The organism is Streptomyces sp. NPDC126499 (assembly GCF_040302485.1).
Taxonomy (GTDB): domain Bacteria; phylum Actinomycetota; class Actinomycetes; order Streptomycetales; family Streptomycetaceae; genus Streptomyces.
This window is the reverse complement of record NZ_JBEOUO010000006.1, coordinates 257,716-271,580: the sequence shown is the minus strand read 5'-3', so window position 1 is coordinate 271,580 and position 13,865 is coordinate 257,716. Positions and strand designations below refer to the sequence as shown.

General features: G+C 74.2%; 10 protein-coding genes, 2 tRNA genes and 1 other RNA gene. 6 read left to right on the top strand and 7 right to left on the bottom strand.

Features of this window, described 5'->3' with window-relative positions; translation table 11 throughout:
- The first annotated feature begins 61 nt into the window (after window positions 1–61).
- The 3 genes from ABTZ91_RS11555 to ABTZ91_RS11545 all read left to right on the top strand — a co-directional run bounded on the left by ABTZ91_RS11555 (window position 62) and on the right by ABTZ91_RS11545 (window position 2,273).
- A complete protein-coding gene (locus ABTZ91_RS11555; protein ID WP_352076933.1) occupies window positions 62–1,564 on the top strand; it encodes a histidine kinase in 1,503 nt (500 codons plus the stop codon).
- Window positions 1,561–2,175 (top strand): response regulator transcription factor, encoded by a 615-nt coding sequence (locus tag ABTZ91_RS11550; protein WP_352076932.1) that lies wholly within the window; start codon window positions 1,561–1,563, stop codon window positions 2,173–2,175. The genes ABTZ91_RS11555 and ABTZ91_RS11550 overlap by 4 nt, the downstream gene beginning before the upstream one ends.
- 22 nt (window positions 2,176–2,197) lie before the next feature.
- Window positions 2,198–2,273 (top strand) — tRNA-Gly (locus ABTZ91_RS11545).
- A 48-nt stretch (window positions 2,274–2,321) separates the two neighbouring features.
- Here ABTZ91_RS11545 and ABTZ91_RS11540 read toward each other — a convergent pair.
- From ABTZ91_RS11540 to ffs, 6 genes are all read right to left on the bottom strand, one after another.
- Complete coding sequence (locus ABTZ91_RS11540; RefSeq protein WP_352076931.1) at window positions 2,322–3,221, bottom strand: phosphoribosylaminoimidazolesuccinocarboxamide synthase; 900 nt, start codon at window positions 3,219–3,221, stop codon at window positions 2,322–2,324.
- A 184-nt stretch (window positions 3,222–3,405) separates the two neighbouring features.
- Complete coding sequence (locus ABTZ91_RS11535; RefSeq protein ID WP_352076930.1) at window positions 3,406–4,866, bottom strand: N,N-dimethylformamidase beta subunit family domain-containing protein; 1,461 nt, start codon at window positions 4,864–4,866, stop codon at window positions 3,406–3,408.
- Window positions 4,867–5,040: 174 nt separating this feature from the next.
- Window positions 5,041–6,861, bottom strand: coding sequence for a hypothetical protein (locus ABTZ91_RS11530; RefSeq protein WP_352076929.1), 1,821 nt, complete (start codon window positions 6,859–6,861; stop codon window positions 5,041–5,043).
- A 279-nt stretch (window positions 6,862–7,140) separates the two neighbouring features.
- Complete coding sequence (gene purD, locus ABTZ91_RS11525; RefSeq protein WP_352076928.1) at window positions 7,141–8,418, bottom strand: phosphoribosylamine--glycine ligase; 1,278 nt, start codon at window positions 8,416–8,418, stop codon at window positions 7,141–7,143.
- A 61-nt stretch (window positions 8,419–8,479) separates the two neighbouring features.
- Window positions 8,480–10,711, bottom strand: a complete 2,232-nt coding sequence (locus tag ABTZ91_RS11520; protein ID WP_352076927.1) for a DNA polymerase III subunit gamma and tau — start codon at window positions 10,709–10,711, stop codon at window positions 8,480–8,482.
- Between the two features lie 252 nt (window positions 10,712–10,963).
- An RNA gene (gene ffs, locus ABTZ91_RS11515) (signal recognition particle sRNA small type) lies at window positions 10,964–11,062 on the bottom strand.
- 118 nt (window positions 11,063–11,180) lie between these two features.
- Between ffs and ABTZ91_RS11510 the strand changes: the two genes are divergently transcribed.
- From ABTZ91_RS11510 to ABTZ91_RS11500, 3 genes are all read left to right on the top strand, one after another.
- Window positions 11,181–11,268: transfer RNA gene (locus ABTZ91_RS11510), tRNA-Ser, on the top strand.
- A 97-nt stretch (window positions 11,269–11,365) separates the two neighbouring features.
- Entirely contained in the window at window positions 11,366–11,752 is a 387-nt protein-coding gene (locus tag ABTZ91_RS11505; protein WP_352076926.1) for a DUF6578 domain-containing protein, read from the top strand.
- A gap of 180 nt (window positions 11,753–11,932) precedes the next feature.
- A complete protein-coding gene (locus ABTZ91_RS11500; RefSeq protein ID WP_352076925.1) occupies window positions 11,933–13,411 on the top strand; it encodes a glycosyltransferase family 39 protein in 1,479 nt (492 codons plus the stop codon).
- A 132-nt stretch (window positions 13,412–13,543) separates the two neighbouring features.
- Here ABTZ91_RS11500 and ABTZ91_RS11495 read toward each other — a convergent pair whose 3' ends face one another.
- On the bottom strand, window positions 13,544–13,864 hold the full coding sequence (locus tag ABTZ91_RS11495) for a hypothetical protein (RefSeq protein ID WP_345486763.1): 321 nt from the start codon (window positions 13,862–13,864) through the stop codon (window positions 13,544–13,546).
- Window position 13,865 lies beyond the last annotated feature (1 nt).

Genomic DNA, 13,865 nt, shown 5'->3' with positions numbered 1-13,865 from the left:
GGGGCCTCCCGGGGGAACGTCCGGGAGAACGCTTGGGAGAACGGAAGAACGGGGGTCGGCCGTGTCCAGGCTGACGGGGTGGTGGAGCGGCCGCAGCAGCGCGGCCAAGGTCGAGCTGTACACGCGGTGGACCTTCCACCTGTTCCCTCTGCTGGAGGTCGGCGGGGTGGCGTTCGTCCCGCTCGCCAGCAACGCGGAGGGAAAGATCGGCGCCGTCCCGGCCGCGGTGATCGCGCTCCTCGTCGTCGCGCACGCCGTCCTGTGCGCGGTGCTCGCCTCGCGCGCCCTCGGCTGGCAGCTCGACCGGCGGGAGCGCCCGGTGCGGCTCGCGGCGGTGCTGATCGCGGTGACGGCGCTCGGAGCGGTGACGCTCATGGCGCTGCAGTCCACGGGCGCGCTGAGGGACGCGGGCATCGCCGGCGCCGTCGTCGTCGGCACGGCGGCGTTCACGCTCGGTTCGGTGGCCGTGTGCCTGCGTTCGGCGCGGCGGATGGCCGGCACCGTGCTCCTCGCCTCGCTGGCCGCCGGCCTCTCGGCGCTCGTGGTCGGCCTGGACTGGCCGCAGGTCGTCGCGTACACGCTCGCCGTGCCGGTGAGCGGCGGCGCCATGGTCTTCGCCTGCGGGTTCTCCGGCTGGCTGCTGCGGATCGTGTGGGAGCTGGAGCGGTCCCGCGACCTCGGGGCCCGGCTGGCCGTCGCCGAGGAGCGGCTGCGCTTCGGCCGCGACCTGCACGACGTCATGGGCCGCAACCTCTCGGTGATCGCGCTCAAGAGCGAACTGGCGGTGCAGCTCGCCCGGCGCGGCCGCGCCGAGGACGCGGTGGCCCAGATGACCGAGGTGCAGCGGATCGCCCAGGAGTCCCAGCGCGAGGTGCGGGACGTGGTCCGCGGCTACCGCGAGGCGGATCTGCGGGTGGAGCTGGAGGGTGCGCGGGGTGTGCTCGCCGCGGCGGGCATCAGCTGCGCCACGGGTCCGGTCGGCGTCGAGCTGCCCGGCGAGGTGCAGTCGGCCCTGGGGTGGGTGGTCCGGGAGGCCACGACCAACGTCCTGCGGCACGGGGACGCGCGGCGCTGCCGGATCGCGCTGCGGACGGAGGACGGCGCGGTGCTGCTGGTGGTCGAGAACGACGGCGTACGGGAGCCGGCGGACGGCTCCGGGTCGGCGCGGCGGGCCGGATCGGGGCACCGGGCCGGATCGGGGCACCGGGCCGGATCGGGGCTCGCGGGGCTGCGGGAACGGCTGTCAGCGGTGGACGGCACGCTGGAGGCGGGCCCGGAGAAGGACGGCTGGTTCCGGGTGACGGCCCGGGTGCCGCTGCCGGGCGGGCCGGGGACGGGGACGGGGACGGGGACGGGGCCTGGGGTCGTGACGGACACCGGGACCGAGAGGGGGTCCGGGACCGGGACCGAGAGGGGATCCGGGACCTGGTCGTCCGAGATGGCTGTACGCGAGGGCGGTTCGAGCGGTCCCGGTCCGAGCGGACCGAGCGGACCGAGCGGACCGAGCGGACCGAGCGGACCGAGCGACGATCTGTGGAGTACGAGGAAGGAGACGGCGTCGTGACCCCGCGCGTACGCGTCCTGCTCGCCGACGACGAGCATCTGATCCGGGGCGCGCTCGCCGCCCTGCTCGCCCTGGAGGACGATCTCGTGGTCGTCGCCGAGGCCGCGTCCGGGCCCGAGGCGCTCGCCATGGCGCTCGCCCACGAACCGGACGTCGCGGTCCTCGATCTGCAGATGCCGGGCGCCGACGGTGTGATGGTGGCCACATCCCTGCGGGATCAACTGCCCGGCTGCAGAACCATGATCGTGACGAGTCACGGCCGTCCCGGGCACCTGAAGCGGGCCCTCGCCGCCGGCGTCCGCGGCTTCGTCCCGAAGACCGTCAGCGCGCAACGACTGGCCGAGCTGATCCGTAGCGTGCACGCCGGAAACCGTTACGTGGACCCGGAGTTGGCGGCCGACGCCATCGCCGCCGGCGACTCCCCGCTCACCGCCCGGGAGGCCGAGGTCCTCGAACTCGCTGCCGACGGAGCCCCCGTCGCGGAGATCGCCCGGCGGGCCTCGCTCTCCCCCGGAACCGTCCGCAACTATCTCTCCTCCGCCGCCGCGAAGCTCGGGGCCGAGAACCGTCACACCGCGGTGCGTCTCGCGCGGTCCAAAGGTTGGGTATAGTTAGCTGCGCGCTACGGCGCAGGCGGACGTGGCTCAGTTGGTAGAGCATCACCTTGCCAAGGTGAGGGTCGCGAGTTCGAATCTCGTCGTCCGCTCCATGAAGAAGCCCCCGGTCGATCCGACCGGGGGCTTTCTCGTTCCCTCCGCTAGCTCCAGGTGTTGCCGGTGAGGAGCTCGTACGCCTCGATGTACTTGGCGCGGGTGGCGTCGACGACCTCCTGCGGGAGGGCCGGCGGCGGCTGCTCGCTCTTGCGGTCCCAGCCGGAGGCCGGCGAGGTCAGCCAGTCGCGCACGAACTGCTTGTCGTACGAGGGCTGGGCGCGGCCCGGCTGCCACTGGCCGGCCGGCCAGAAGCGGGAGGAGTCCGGGGTGAGGACCTCGTCGGCGATCACCAGGGACTCGCCGTCGAAGCCGAACTCGAACTTGGTGTCGGCCAGGATGATCCCGCGCTCGCGGGCGATGTCCCGGGCCCGGCTGTAGACGGCGAGCGTGGTCTGCCGCAGCCGGGCGGCGGTCTCCGCGCCGACCTGGCGGGCGACCTCCTCGTACGACACGTTCTCGTCGTGGTCGCCGACGGCGGCCTTGGTCGCCGGGGTGAAGATCGGGGCGGGCAGCTCGGAGCCGTCGGCCAGGCCCTCGGGCAGCGCCAGGCCGCAGACCGTGCGGGACTGCTCGTACTCGACCAGGCCGGAGCCGGTCAGATAGCCGCGGGCCACACATTCCACCGGGACCATGTCCAGCGCCTTGCAGACCAGGGTGCGGCCCGCCCAGTCGGCGGGGGCGCCGGCCGGGAGCTCGGTGGACAGGACGTGGTGGGGGACCAGGTCGGCGAGCCGGTCGAACCACCACAGCGAGAGCTGGGTGAGGACCCGGCCCTTGTCGGGGATCTCGGTGGGCAGCACCCAGTCGTACGCGGACATGCGGTCGCTCGCCACCATGACGAGCCGGCCCGCCTCGTCGCGGTACAGGTCGCGGACCTTGCCCGTGTGGAGATGGGTCAGGCCCGGGACCTGGACGGGCTCGGGCTTTTCTACGAATCCGGACACGGTTCCTCCGCGTAGGTTGATCCAGGAGCGTGTCCGATTCTCCCTCACGCGGGCGCGACCGCGACCGGCGGGCCGGATGACCTGCCGCTCCCCCTGCCGCTCCCTGCGCCTGGCGGGTGTCCGGTCCGCACCGAGGGGTGTCCGGTCGTCGGTGCCGGGCTGGCGACGACCGGCACCGCGCCGCTCAGTCCCGCTTGCAGATCCGGTCGAGGAGGTTGGCGGTGGCGCGCTGGATCCGGGCGTCCACATGGCCCGGCCGGTCGAGCGCGGGCGACCAGGCGAAGGTGCCCGAGGCGAAGACCCAGGCGCCCGACGGGGCCCGGTAGAGGCTCGTCTCCTGGTGGCGGCGCGCGCCCTCGCCGTCCCGGTAAGGGGAGTGGGCGAGCAGGATGCGGCTCTCGTGCTCGGGGAGCGCGGTGCGCGGGAAGTAGCGGTCGGCCTCGCCGGCGACCAGGCCCGGGATCTCGTCGCCCTCCCCCGCGCCGGTGGCCTCCCACAGCCAGTGCTCCGCGTTCCGCACCACCAGCGGGTGCGGTTCGGGCACCCGCCCCGCGTACTGGATGCCGAGCAGCTGCTGCTCCGCCCGGTCGACCTCCCGCCAGAGCGCCGGGCGGCCGGGGCCGCGGCGCTTGCGGCAGGTGAGGAGCCGGTCCGGGGCGCCGGACGGGGACGGGCCGAGCTCCACCTGCCAGTACATGGTGTTGGCGGACAGGAAGACGAGTGACGTGCCCTGGTCGCGGGCGAGCTCGACCGTACGGCGCATGGGCACCGACCAGTACTCGTCGTGCCCCGGGAAGACCAGGCCCCGGTAGCGGCTCGGGTCGACCCGGCCCGCGTGCAGGTCGCGCGTCTCCGCGTACGCCAGGTCGTAGCCGTAGCGCTCGGCCCAGCGGATGAAGTCGTAGGCGTGCCCGACGTGCAGCGGCAGGCCCGCGCCCGCGTACGGGCGGTCGAAGGAGACGGTCACGGCCGCCTCCTCCTCGCCGAGCAGCCGGCCCTCCTCGTCCCAGGCGTGATAGAGGCTGGCGCCGGTGCGGCCGTCCTCCGGGTAGAGGTTGTACGCCTGCCAGGTCACGTCCGGCAGGACGAGCAGCAGGTCGGCCGGGTGGCTGTCGCGCACCGTGAAGGGGATGTGGGAGCGGTAGCCGTCGACGGTGGTGAGCACGGCGACGTACGCGCCGATCGACCAGTACGAGGGGACCTGTAGCCGCCAGGACTGCCACCAGTGGTGGCAGGAGACGGTCCGGTCGGCGGTGAGCGGGGCCGGCTGGACGATGCCGGACAGCCGCGGGCTGGTGGTGATCTTGGCGGCGCCGTCGCCCCCGTAATGCCCGATGCGGTAGACGTCGACCGAGAACTGCTGCGGCGGGTCCACGGTGATGTGGAAATCGATCGCCTCGCCCGGGGCGACGGCACCGGTGGACACGAAGCCCTTGATCTGGCCGTGCACGTCGTCGGCCGTACGGGGGCCGCCGCCGCCCCCACGGGCCAGGGTCTCGTCCGCGTACCAGGGGACCATCTGGCCGGTGTCGTCGAAGTAGTTCTCCGAACCGCGCAGCCAGGGCAGCGGGCCCTGGCCGAAGGGATCCGACACGGCGTGCGCGAGCGCGCCCGACTCCCACCGCCTGATCTGCTCCGCCCCCATGCTGCGCCCCTCCCTCGACTCCCCCGGTCGTGGTCCGTGGTGACCTTTTCGGTGCGGCTGGTCAGTGCCGCTGGATCCTGCCTCTGTCAGTGCCGGTCTCCAGCACATCACATAACGCACGCACTCCGTCACCGTTCGTCGTGAATTGACGAGAGTGGAACCGGAACCTCCGCGTCAGACGAGCCGGACGGGCTTCTCCGGGCGGACTCCGGTCCTGGTCAGCCAGGCCCTCAGGGGGGCCGGGTCGCCGTCCTCGACGAGGGCGAGCACCACGGCGCTCAGGTCCGTGCTCCGCTCCCCACGGACGAACAGCGCCGGCCCGTCCAGCCAGTCGAGCCCCGGCGCCGCCTCCGCCGTGTCCACGGCGGCGCAGCACACCATCGCGGCCACGTGATCGGCGAGCAGGTCCCGTCCGGTGCGGGGCGGCTGCAACGGAAACAGCGCCACCGGCCCGTCGGGCCCCTCGGCCGCCGGCACGACCGGCTTCCGGCTCTGCTCCCGCGCCGCCTGCGCGGTCAACGCGGCGGCCAGCACATCGGCCGCGCTCCCGCCGTCCGCCCCGCCCGGCGCCCCCGTCAGATGCGCCATGACCCGCGCGAGGGTGGGCCCGTCGGGCGCGGCGCCGACGTCGGAGGAGAGGGGGGTGGGGGCGGGGTCGGACTCGGCGGGCCCACGCTCTGTGGGCGCGGGCTCGGCGGGCCCACGCTCTGTGGGCGCGGGCTCGGTGAGCGCGGGCTCGGCGGTGGGAGCCGTGGCGGTGTCGGGAGTGCCGTCCGTTCGAACCGTAAGCCCCTCGGGCGGCGGGCTGCCGTCCAGGCGGTCCAGGACGTGGTGGAGGCGGGCCGCGTCGGCGCGCCATGTGCGGTCGACGACCTCGTCCGCGTAGTCGGTCCAGTCCACCGGGGCCCAGTCCGGGCCGGATTCGGGCGGGGCGCCGTGGAAGAGGTGGGCGGCGAGGAGGGAGGTCGCCTCGTCGACCGCGCCCGGCTCCTCCAGGAGGTCGCAGGCGGGGCGCTCCCCGAGACGGGAGGCGAAGCCGTCGGCCAGCCGGTCACGGCGGGAGAGCTCGGTCAGCGCCGAGACCACCCCGGCGTCCAGGCGGGCCGGCCAGCGGCCCATCCGCCAGGCGGGCAGCGCGACCCGGGTGAGCAGCCGGTCCCAGCCGGCATAGGCGAGGCCGACCTGCTCCTGGGCGACGATCCGCACGCCGTAGTCCACGGACTGGGCCCGCTCGGAACCGGCCGCGGCGACACCCCGCTCCATCTCGGCGGCATGGCCCCGGCAGCTCTTGAGCATCACGCGGGCCAGCCGGCCGACGCCCTGCGCGCCGAGCCTGCGGACCGGGTCGAGGCCGGGGCGGCGGGGCGCGGCCACCGCGGCGTCCAGGCCCCGGACGAAGCGGCGGGCGGCCGCTATGTCGGGGTGCGCGGCCGGCCCCGTACCGGCGACGACCGGCGCGAGGACCGCCCGCAGCTCTCCCACCCGCATCCACCACAGGAAGGGCGAACCGATGACGAGGACGGGCGCGTCGCCGGGCGCGCTCCCGTGGTGCCGGCGGCCGTGCGCCGGGTGGGAGCGGTCCTCCAGCCAGCTGTCGCAGTCCGGGGTGAGGGCTATCGCGGAGGGCGCGGGCACGCCGAGCCGGTCGGCGAGGTCGCGCACCAGCCGGTACAGATCGGGGGCGGCGCTCTCGGCGAGCTCCACCGTCGGCGTCACGGCCGGCCGGGACCGGGCGACGACCAGCGCGACGGCAGCCGCCACGAGCAGGACGACCACGGCGAGGGCGGTCACCACCCACCGGGCGGTGTCCCAGCCGGGGCCGGTGAAATGGCCGGTGACGCCGCCCGCGTACAGGACGACGGCGACAGCGGCGGGAAGCACCGCGAGCCCGAGGGCCCTGCCGCGCACGCGGAGCACCGCGAGGGCCCGGGCTCGCGCGGCGCGCGCGCCGAGCTCCTCGCCGGCCGCTGAACCGATACCGGACACGCCGTACATCACCCCCTCCTGCCCTCGTCGGGACTGCCCGTGGCGGTGTTGCTCACTCCCCCACTGTGGCACCCGCCACTGACATCGCAATGTCGGTAGGGCCAAGTGCCGGAACATCGGCGGAACGCCTTCGCCGCACCCTAGTTGGGCCTTTGGCGGGCGTCATCCAGATGGCCGAGCCGTCACTCGATGGAATGGCTTTGGGCAAAGGTGATGACGGTGGGGCGGCCGTGCGGTTCACTGCACGGCCGCCGCTCCCTCGTGCGCCGGGAGGTCGGACCGGGGCCGTCAGCCGCGGGCCGCCTGCGCGGCCCGCGCGTCGCGCGCCGCCTTCTCCGCGATGTCCGTACGGTGCTGGGAACCGTCAAGGCGGATACGGCCGACCGCCGCGTAGGCGCGCTCGCGGGCCTCCGTCAGGTCCGTTCCGGTGGCGGTGACCGACAGGACCCGGCCGCCGGCGCTCACGATCGCGTCGCCGTCCCGCCTGGTGCCGGCGTGCAGCACGTACGCGTGCGGGGCGTCCTTCTCCGCGACCTCGGCCAGGCCCTCGATGGGGTCGCCGGTGCGCGGGGTGCCCGGGTAGTTGTGCGAGGCGACGACCACGGTGACGGCCGCCTCATCACTCCAGCGCAGCGGCGGCTGGTCGGCCAGCGTGCCGTTGGCGGCGTGCAGCAGGACGCCCGCCAGCGGGGTCCTGAGCCGGGCCAGCACGACCTGGGTCTCTGGGTCGCCGAAGCGCGCGTTGAACTCGATGACCCGCACCCCGCGACCGGTAATGGCCAGACCCGCGTACAGCAGGCCGGAGAACGGGGTGCCGCGGCGGCGCAGCTCGTCCACGGTCGGCTGCAGCACGGTCTCCATGACCTCGTCGACCAGCTTGGGGTCGGCCCAGGGCAGCGGCGAGTAGGCGCCCATGCCACCGGTGTTGGGGCCCTGGTCGCCGTCGAGCGCGCGCTTGAAGTCCTGCGCGGGCTGGAGCGGGAGGACGGTGGTGCCGTCGGTGATGGCGAAGAGGGAGACCTCCGGACCGTCGAGGAACTCCTCGATGACGACCCGGTCGCAGGCGAGGGCGTGCGCCCTGGCCTGCTCGATGTCCTCGGTCACCACGACGCCCTTGCCGGCCGCGAGACCGTCGTCCTTGACGACGTACGGAGCGCCGAAGGCGTCGAGCGCCTCGTCGATCTCCTCGGGGGTGGTGCAGACGTAGCTGCGGGCGGTGGGCACGCCGGCGCCGGCCATGACGTCCTTGGCGAAGGCCTTGGAGCCCTCCAGCTGCGCCGCCTCCCGGGAGGGGCCGAAGACCGGGATGCCGGCCGCGCGGACGGCGTCGGCGACGCCCGCGACGAGCGGGGCCTCCGGGCCGACGACGACCAGGCCGGCGCCGAGCTCGGTCGCGAGCGCGGCGACGGCGGCGCCGTCGAGCTGGTCGACGGGGTGGAGCTCGGCGACCTCCGCGATTCCGGCGTTGCCGGGCGCGCAGTGCAGAGCGGTGACGTCGGGATCGAGGGAGAGGGAGCGGCACAGGGCGTGTTCGCGGGCGCCGCCGCCGATGACGAGGACCTTCACGCCAGCCAGGGTAGCCCGCGGGGCGGGATGCCCCTTGTGCGGGCCACCGAGCGAGACGGTCCTACTCGTTCGTGTATTCCTCCAGGACCGTGGCGCCGAGCTCGCGCACGATCAGCTCGTGACCGGAGAGCGCGGAGTCGACGAGGTCCGGATCGTCCTCCTCGGGCACGTCGTCCTCGGGGGCGACCGGCGGCGGCGCCTGCGGGGTGTGCGCCGGGGCGGGCGCGGCGGCCTGGTGGCTCGGCGACGGGGCCCGTACGGGCGCGGGGGCCGGATTCCGGCCCTGCCCCTGGCCGTGGCCCTGACCCTGGCCCTGGGGCTGCGCGGGGGTGGGGGCCTGGCCTTGCGGGGCGTGGCCGGGCGCGGGAGCGGCGGGCTGGTGGGAGGGCGCGGACTGGTAGGCGGGGGCGGCCGCGGGCGGGCGGCCGCCGCCGAAGCCTCCGGCGGCGGGCGGCGGGTTGACGCCGCCCGAGGGGTCGACGATCGCCTCGACGCGCCAGTGCACGTTGAACTGCTCGGCGAGGGCCGCCTTCAGGACCTCCTCGCTGCCACTGCTCGCGAAGTTGTCCCGGGCGCCCGCGTTGAGGAAACCGAGCTGGAGGGTCGTGCCGTCGAAGCCGGCGACCTGGGCGTTCTGCGAGAGCAGGATCCAGGTGAAGCGGCGCCGGTTCTTGACCGCCTCCAGGATCGACGGCCACATGGTGCGCACCTGGGCGGCACCGGCGGCCATGTTGCCCGAGGCGGCGGGCGCGGGCGCGGCGGCCTGCGGCGGGGCGGCCGGGGCGGGGGCCGGGGCCTGGGGGGCGGAGGCTCCGGGCCAGGCGCCGGGGGCACCACCGCCGGGCCGCGCGGCGCCGGGCCAGGCACCGGGCTGCGGCGGGGCGGCGGGAGCGGCGGCGGGCGGCTGCTGGGGCGCGGGGGCCGGGGCCTGGGCGGCAGCCGGTGCCTGGGCGGGAGCCGGTGCCTGGGCGGGAGCCGGTGCCGGGGACGGCGGCTGCTGGACCGATGGCTGGGCCGGGGCCGGGGCCGGGGGCTGGGCGGCGGGCGGCGGGACATGGGCCTCGGCCGTCGGCACGTACCCCATCTGCGGCGCGGGCGAGCTGGTCGTGAAGACGGCGGCGGGCGGCGCGGCGGCGGCCCCGCGCTCCAGGCGGTCGAGGCGGGCCTGCACCGACCGCTCGTCGTCGAAGGCGGCGGGCAGCAGCACGCGCGCGCAGATCAGCTCCAGCTGGAGCCGCGGCGAGGTCGCGCCGCGCATCTCGGTGAGCCCGGTGTTGACCAGGTCGGCGGCACGGCTGAGCTCGGCGGCGCCGAAGACGGAGGCCTGCGCCTGCATGCGCTCGATGACGTCGGACGGCGCGTCGACCAGGCCCTTCTCGGCCGCGTCCGGCACCGCGGCGAGGATCACGAGGTCCCGCAGTCGCTCCAGGAGGTCGGCGACGAAGCGGCGCGGGTCGTTGCCGCCCTCGATCACGCGGTCGACCACCTCGAAGGCCGCGGCGCCGTCGCCGGCCGCGAAGGCGTCCACCACGGAGTCGAGCAGCGAGCCGTCCGTGTAGCCGAGCAGGGACGTGGCCATGGCGTACGTCACACCGTCTTCGGCGGCGCCGGCGAGCAGCTGGTCCATCACGGACATCGAGTCACGCACGGACCCGGCCCCGGCCCGCACGACGAGCGGCAGCACCCCGTCCTCGACGGGGATGCCCTCGCGCCCGCAGACCTCGGCCAGGTACTCCCGCAGGGTGCCGGGCGGCACGAGCCGGAAGGGGTAGTGGTGGGTGCGCGACCGGATGGTGCCGATGACCTTCTCGGGCTCGGTCGTTGCGAAGATGAACTTGAGGTGCTCCGGCGGCTCCTCGACCACCTTCAGCAGGGCGTTGAAGCCCGCCGAGGTGACCATGTGGGCCTCGTCGATGATGTAGATCTTGTAGCGGCTGGACGCGGGCCCGAAGAAGGCCTTCTCCCGCAGGTCACGGGCGTCGTCCACACCACCGTGCGAGGCCGCGTCGATCTCGATGACATCGATCGACCCCGGTCCGTTGCGCGCGAGGTCCCGGCAGGACTGGCACTCCCCGCAGGGCGTGGGCGTCGGCCCCTTCTCACAGTTCAGACACCGCGCGAGGATCCGGGCGCTGGTCGTCTTTCCGCAGCCACGGGGTCCGCTGAACAGATACGCGTGGTTGACCCGGTTGTTCCGCAGGGCCTGCTGCAACGGGTCGGTGACATGCTCCTGCCCGATGACCTCGGCGAAGGACTCGGGACGGTAGCGGCGGTACAGCGCGAGAGACGACACGTATACGAGGTTATAGGCGCCCACCGACAACCCGGGAACGCCCGGATGCACGGGACCGCCCGGGGGCAACGGGGCCGATCGGCACCGGCCGGGACCGGTGGGCGGGCCGCCCGGAACACGAGGTCCGCGAGGCCGACCGGGACACCGAGGTCCGGCGGGGCCACCCGGAAACAGCCCGGTCCGGGCGGGCCACCCGGAACACGAGGTCCGCGAGGCCGCCCGGGACACCGAGGTCCGGCGAGGCCGCCCGGGAACGCAAGCGCCCCTCACGCACCCGCCAGAGCCGACCTACCCTTGCTGCCTTCCGGCCCTGGGGGAGTTCAGTCAGATAGCGCCACGTGAGGGGCTCCGCCCAGGGTACCCGATCCGAACCCCTCCTCGCCCACCCCCGACGACCTGCGTCCTTCGACCACTCCCCGCCCCGGATCACGTTCGCAAGCACCCTTCCCGGTCATGTAATGTTCTCCCCGGAGGATTCGCCTAGAGGCCTAGGGCGCACGCTTGGAAAGCGTGTTGGGGGCAACCCCTCACGAGTTCGAATCTCGTATCCTCCGCCATTGCTCTCACCGGGCAATATGTCGAAGGGCCCCACCGTTCGCGGTGGGGCCCTTCGACGTTCTCCAGGTCTCCGATCACGCGGCGGACAATGACGTCATGACGCTGACGATTTGGGTCGACGCCTGGCAGATCCAGTGCTGTGGACAGAACTTCGCGACAGGGGACGTCATCTCCTGGACGCTGCTGGAGGCCGATCCCGAGGACTACGCCGACGTCGTCGGCAGCGAGCGGGCGCAGGAGATCGACTTCTGCGAGGAGCACCACGGCCAGGGGGAGGGGCGCGCGCCCACCTCGGTGGAGGTGCTGTCGATCACCGAGGTGCACTGCCGTTACGGGGTGCCCCCGGGCGCCACGGAGAAGGTGAACTGCCCCGTTCCCGGGACGACCGTGCTGGTTCCGGTCGACAAGGCGGACGGGTGGGCGAAGGACCGGCCAGACGTCAGCTTCACGGGCTACCTCGTGACCGCCCGGTACGCCACGTAGAGCTCGTAGAGCTCGTGGAGCTCGTGGAGGGTCAGCCGGTGGCGCGGCGGAGCTGATCCGGCGGTGTGACGTGCGTCTCGAACGGGTGGACCGGCTTTGCCGGGCGGGCCGGGGGTGCGTCTTCGAGGGTGGCAACCCGCCGGAGTGTCCCCGCACGAGCCAAGGGCCGGAACCACCTTCATGACATCCCCCATCGCCGCTCCCCCGCGCCGTCCCTACCTCTGGCTCCTACCGGCGGTGTGGACCGTGGCGCTCGGGGTGTGGGGGCTGTCGCGGCAGGACAGCGTCTGGCGGGACGAGGCCGCGACCTGGCAGGTGGCGACGCGGTCCGCCGCCGACATCGTGTGCATGCTGGAGAACGTCGACGTCGTGCACGGGCTCTACTACCTGCTCATGCACGGCCTCTTCGAGTGCTTCGGCCCCGGAACCACCGTGCTGCGGCTGCCCTCCGTGCTGGCCGTCGCGGTGGCGGCGGGCTGTGTGACGGTCATCGGGCGGCGTCTGGCCGGGGCGTGGGCGGGCCTCGGGGCGGGGCTGGCGTTGGGGATGTTGCCGGCCGTGCAGTTCTACCTGCAGGAAGGGCGCCCGTACGCCCTGGTCGCCGCCGGCGCCGCCGTCTCGACGCTCCTGCTCGTCAGCCTGCTCCAGGACGGAGAGAAGGGCCGGGAGGGCAGGGCCCGCGGGGTGCGCTGGGCCGCGTACGGCGGCGCTGTCCTGGTGTGCGGGCTGCTGAACTGGCTCTCCCTGCTCCTCCTGCCCGCCCACCTGCTGACCCTGCTCCGGACCCGCGCCCCGCGCGGCCTGTGGCTCCGGTGGACGGCGGCGTCGACGGCCGCCACGGCAGGTGTGCTCCCGCTGATCCTGTTCAGTCGCGCCCAGTCCGACCAGGTGTCCTGGATCCCGCCGCTCACCTGGCACATGATGATCGGCCCCGCGATCCTGCTGGCGATCGGCGGGCTCGGCGCGCTCCTCGACCGCCCCCGGGCGGGCACCCGGCTCTCCCTGACCGCCGTGGCACTGCCGCTCCTCGCCGTCCCCCAGCTCGGCCTGATCGGCGTGTCCCTGGTCCAGCCGCTCTTCCTCGACCGGTACGTGCTGTTCAGCATGCTCGGGCTCGCGCTGCTGATCGGTTCGGTCCTGGCGGCGGCGGTACGGGCGGCCCGCCCGCGCTTCCCCAAGGGCTCACGCGGGCTCCTGCCCGTCGTGGTCGCCGTCGCGATGGTGCTGCTGCTCCCCCAGTCGCTGGCCAAGCGCTCCCCCGCCAGCCGGGTGGACGACGTCCTGGCGGTGGCCTCGGAGGTGCGGCGCCTTGGCGACCCCGGGGACGCCGTGCTCTTCGTACCGGCCGCGCGGCGCGACACCCGCCTCGTCACCCCCGACGCCTTCACCGGCCTGCGGGACATAGCCCTGGCCCGGACCCCCGAGGAGTCCGGCACGCTGAAGGGCGTGGAGGCGAGCCCGGACCGGATACGGGCCGCGATGCTGACCCAGCGGCGGATCCTGCTGGTCACGGACGCGCGGAAGGTCGCCAGGCCGGCGGCCGCCGAACGGGACCGGGTGAAGCTCTCCGTACTGAGGGAGCACTTCACCCCGGTGTCGGACGAACAGGTCCGCGGCCGGCGGGTGACGGTGTACGAGCGGATCACCGGGCCGCGCTGAGATCGCCCCGCCCACCACCTGAGATCGCCCGCCACGCCGAGAGGGTCCCGCCGCGCCGGGTTGTTCTCGGTGGTGTCCGTGACGTCGTTGTCGGTGGTGTCCGTGACGCGGCCGTCGAGGCGCGGGGCGGCGTCAGTCGTCGATGTCGTCGCTGGCCAGGCGCAGCGCCAGTTCCTGGAGGATCGGCTCGGTGCCCGGCTCCGCGCCCGAGGCGTCATGGGCGTCGGCCACCGCCTCGAAGGCCAGGATGAAGCCGTTGACGAGCGCGCTCACCGGCTCGGAGAGCTGGGTGAGGACGGAGAGGCCGATCTCCTCCGCCGTCGCCCCGGCCGGCACCGCGAACTGCCCCGGGATCACCTCGCCCAGAAGGTCCGAGACGAGGCCCTCGTCGACTCCGCCGCGCAACGCCGTCAGAGCGGCGATGGCCTTGAGTTTGATCTCGTTCTCGGTCACG

What these genes read in the sequence shown, in the direction of transcription:
- ABTZ91_RS11535 (WP_352076930.1), bottom strand. Translation starts at nt 4,866, where the DNA reads ATGGGGGCGGAGCAGATCAGGCGGTGGGAGTCGGGCGCGCTCGCGCAC.
- ABTZ91_RS11530 (WP_352076929.1), bottom strand. Translation starts at nt 6,861, where the DNA reads ATGTACGGCGTGTCCGGTATCGGTTCAGCGGCCGGCGAGGAGCTCGGC.
- ABTZ91_RS11505 (WP_352076926.1), top strand. Translation starts at nt 11,366, where the DNA reads ATGACGCTGACGATTTGGGTCGACGCCTGGCAGATCCAGTGCTGTGGA.
- ABTZ91_RS11500 (WP_352076925.1), top strand. Translation starts at nt 11,933, where the DNA reads ATGACATCCCCCATCGCCGCTCCCCCGCGCCGTCCCTACCTCTGGCTC.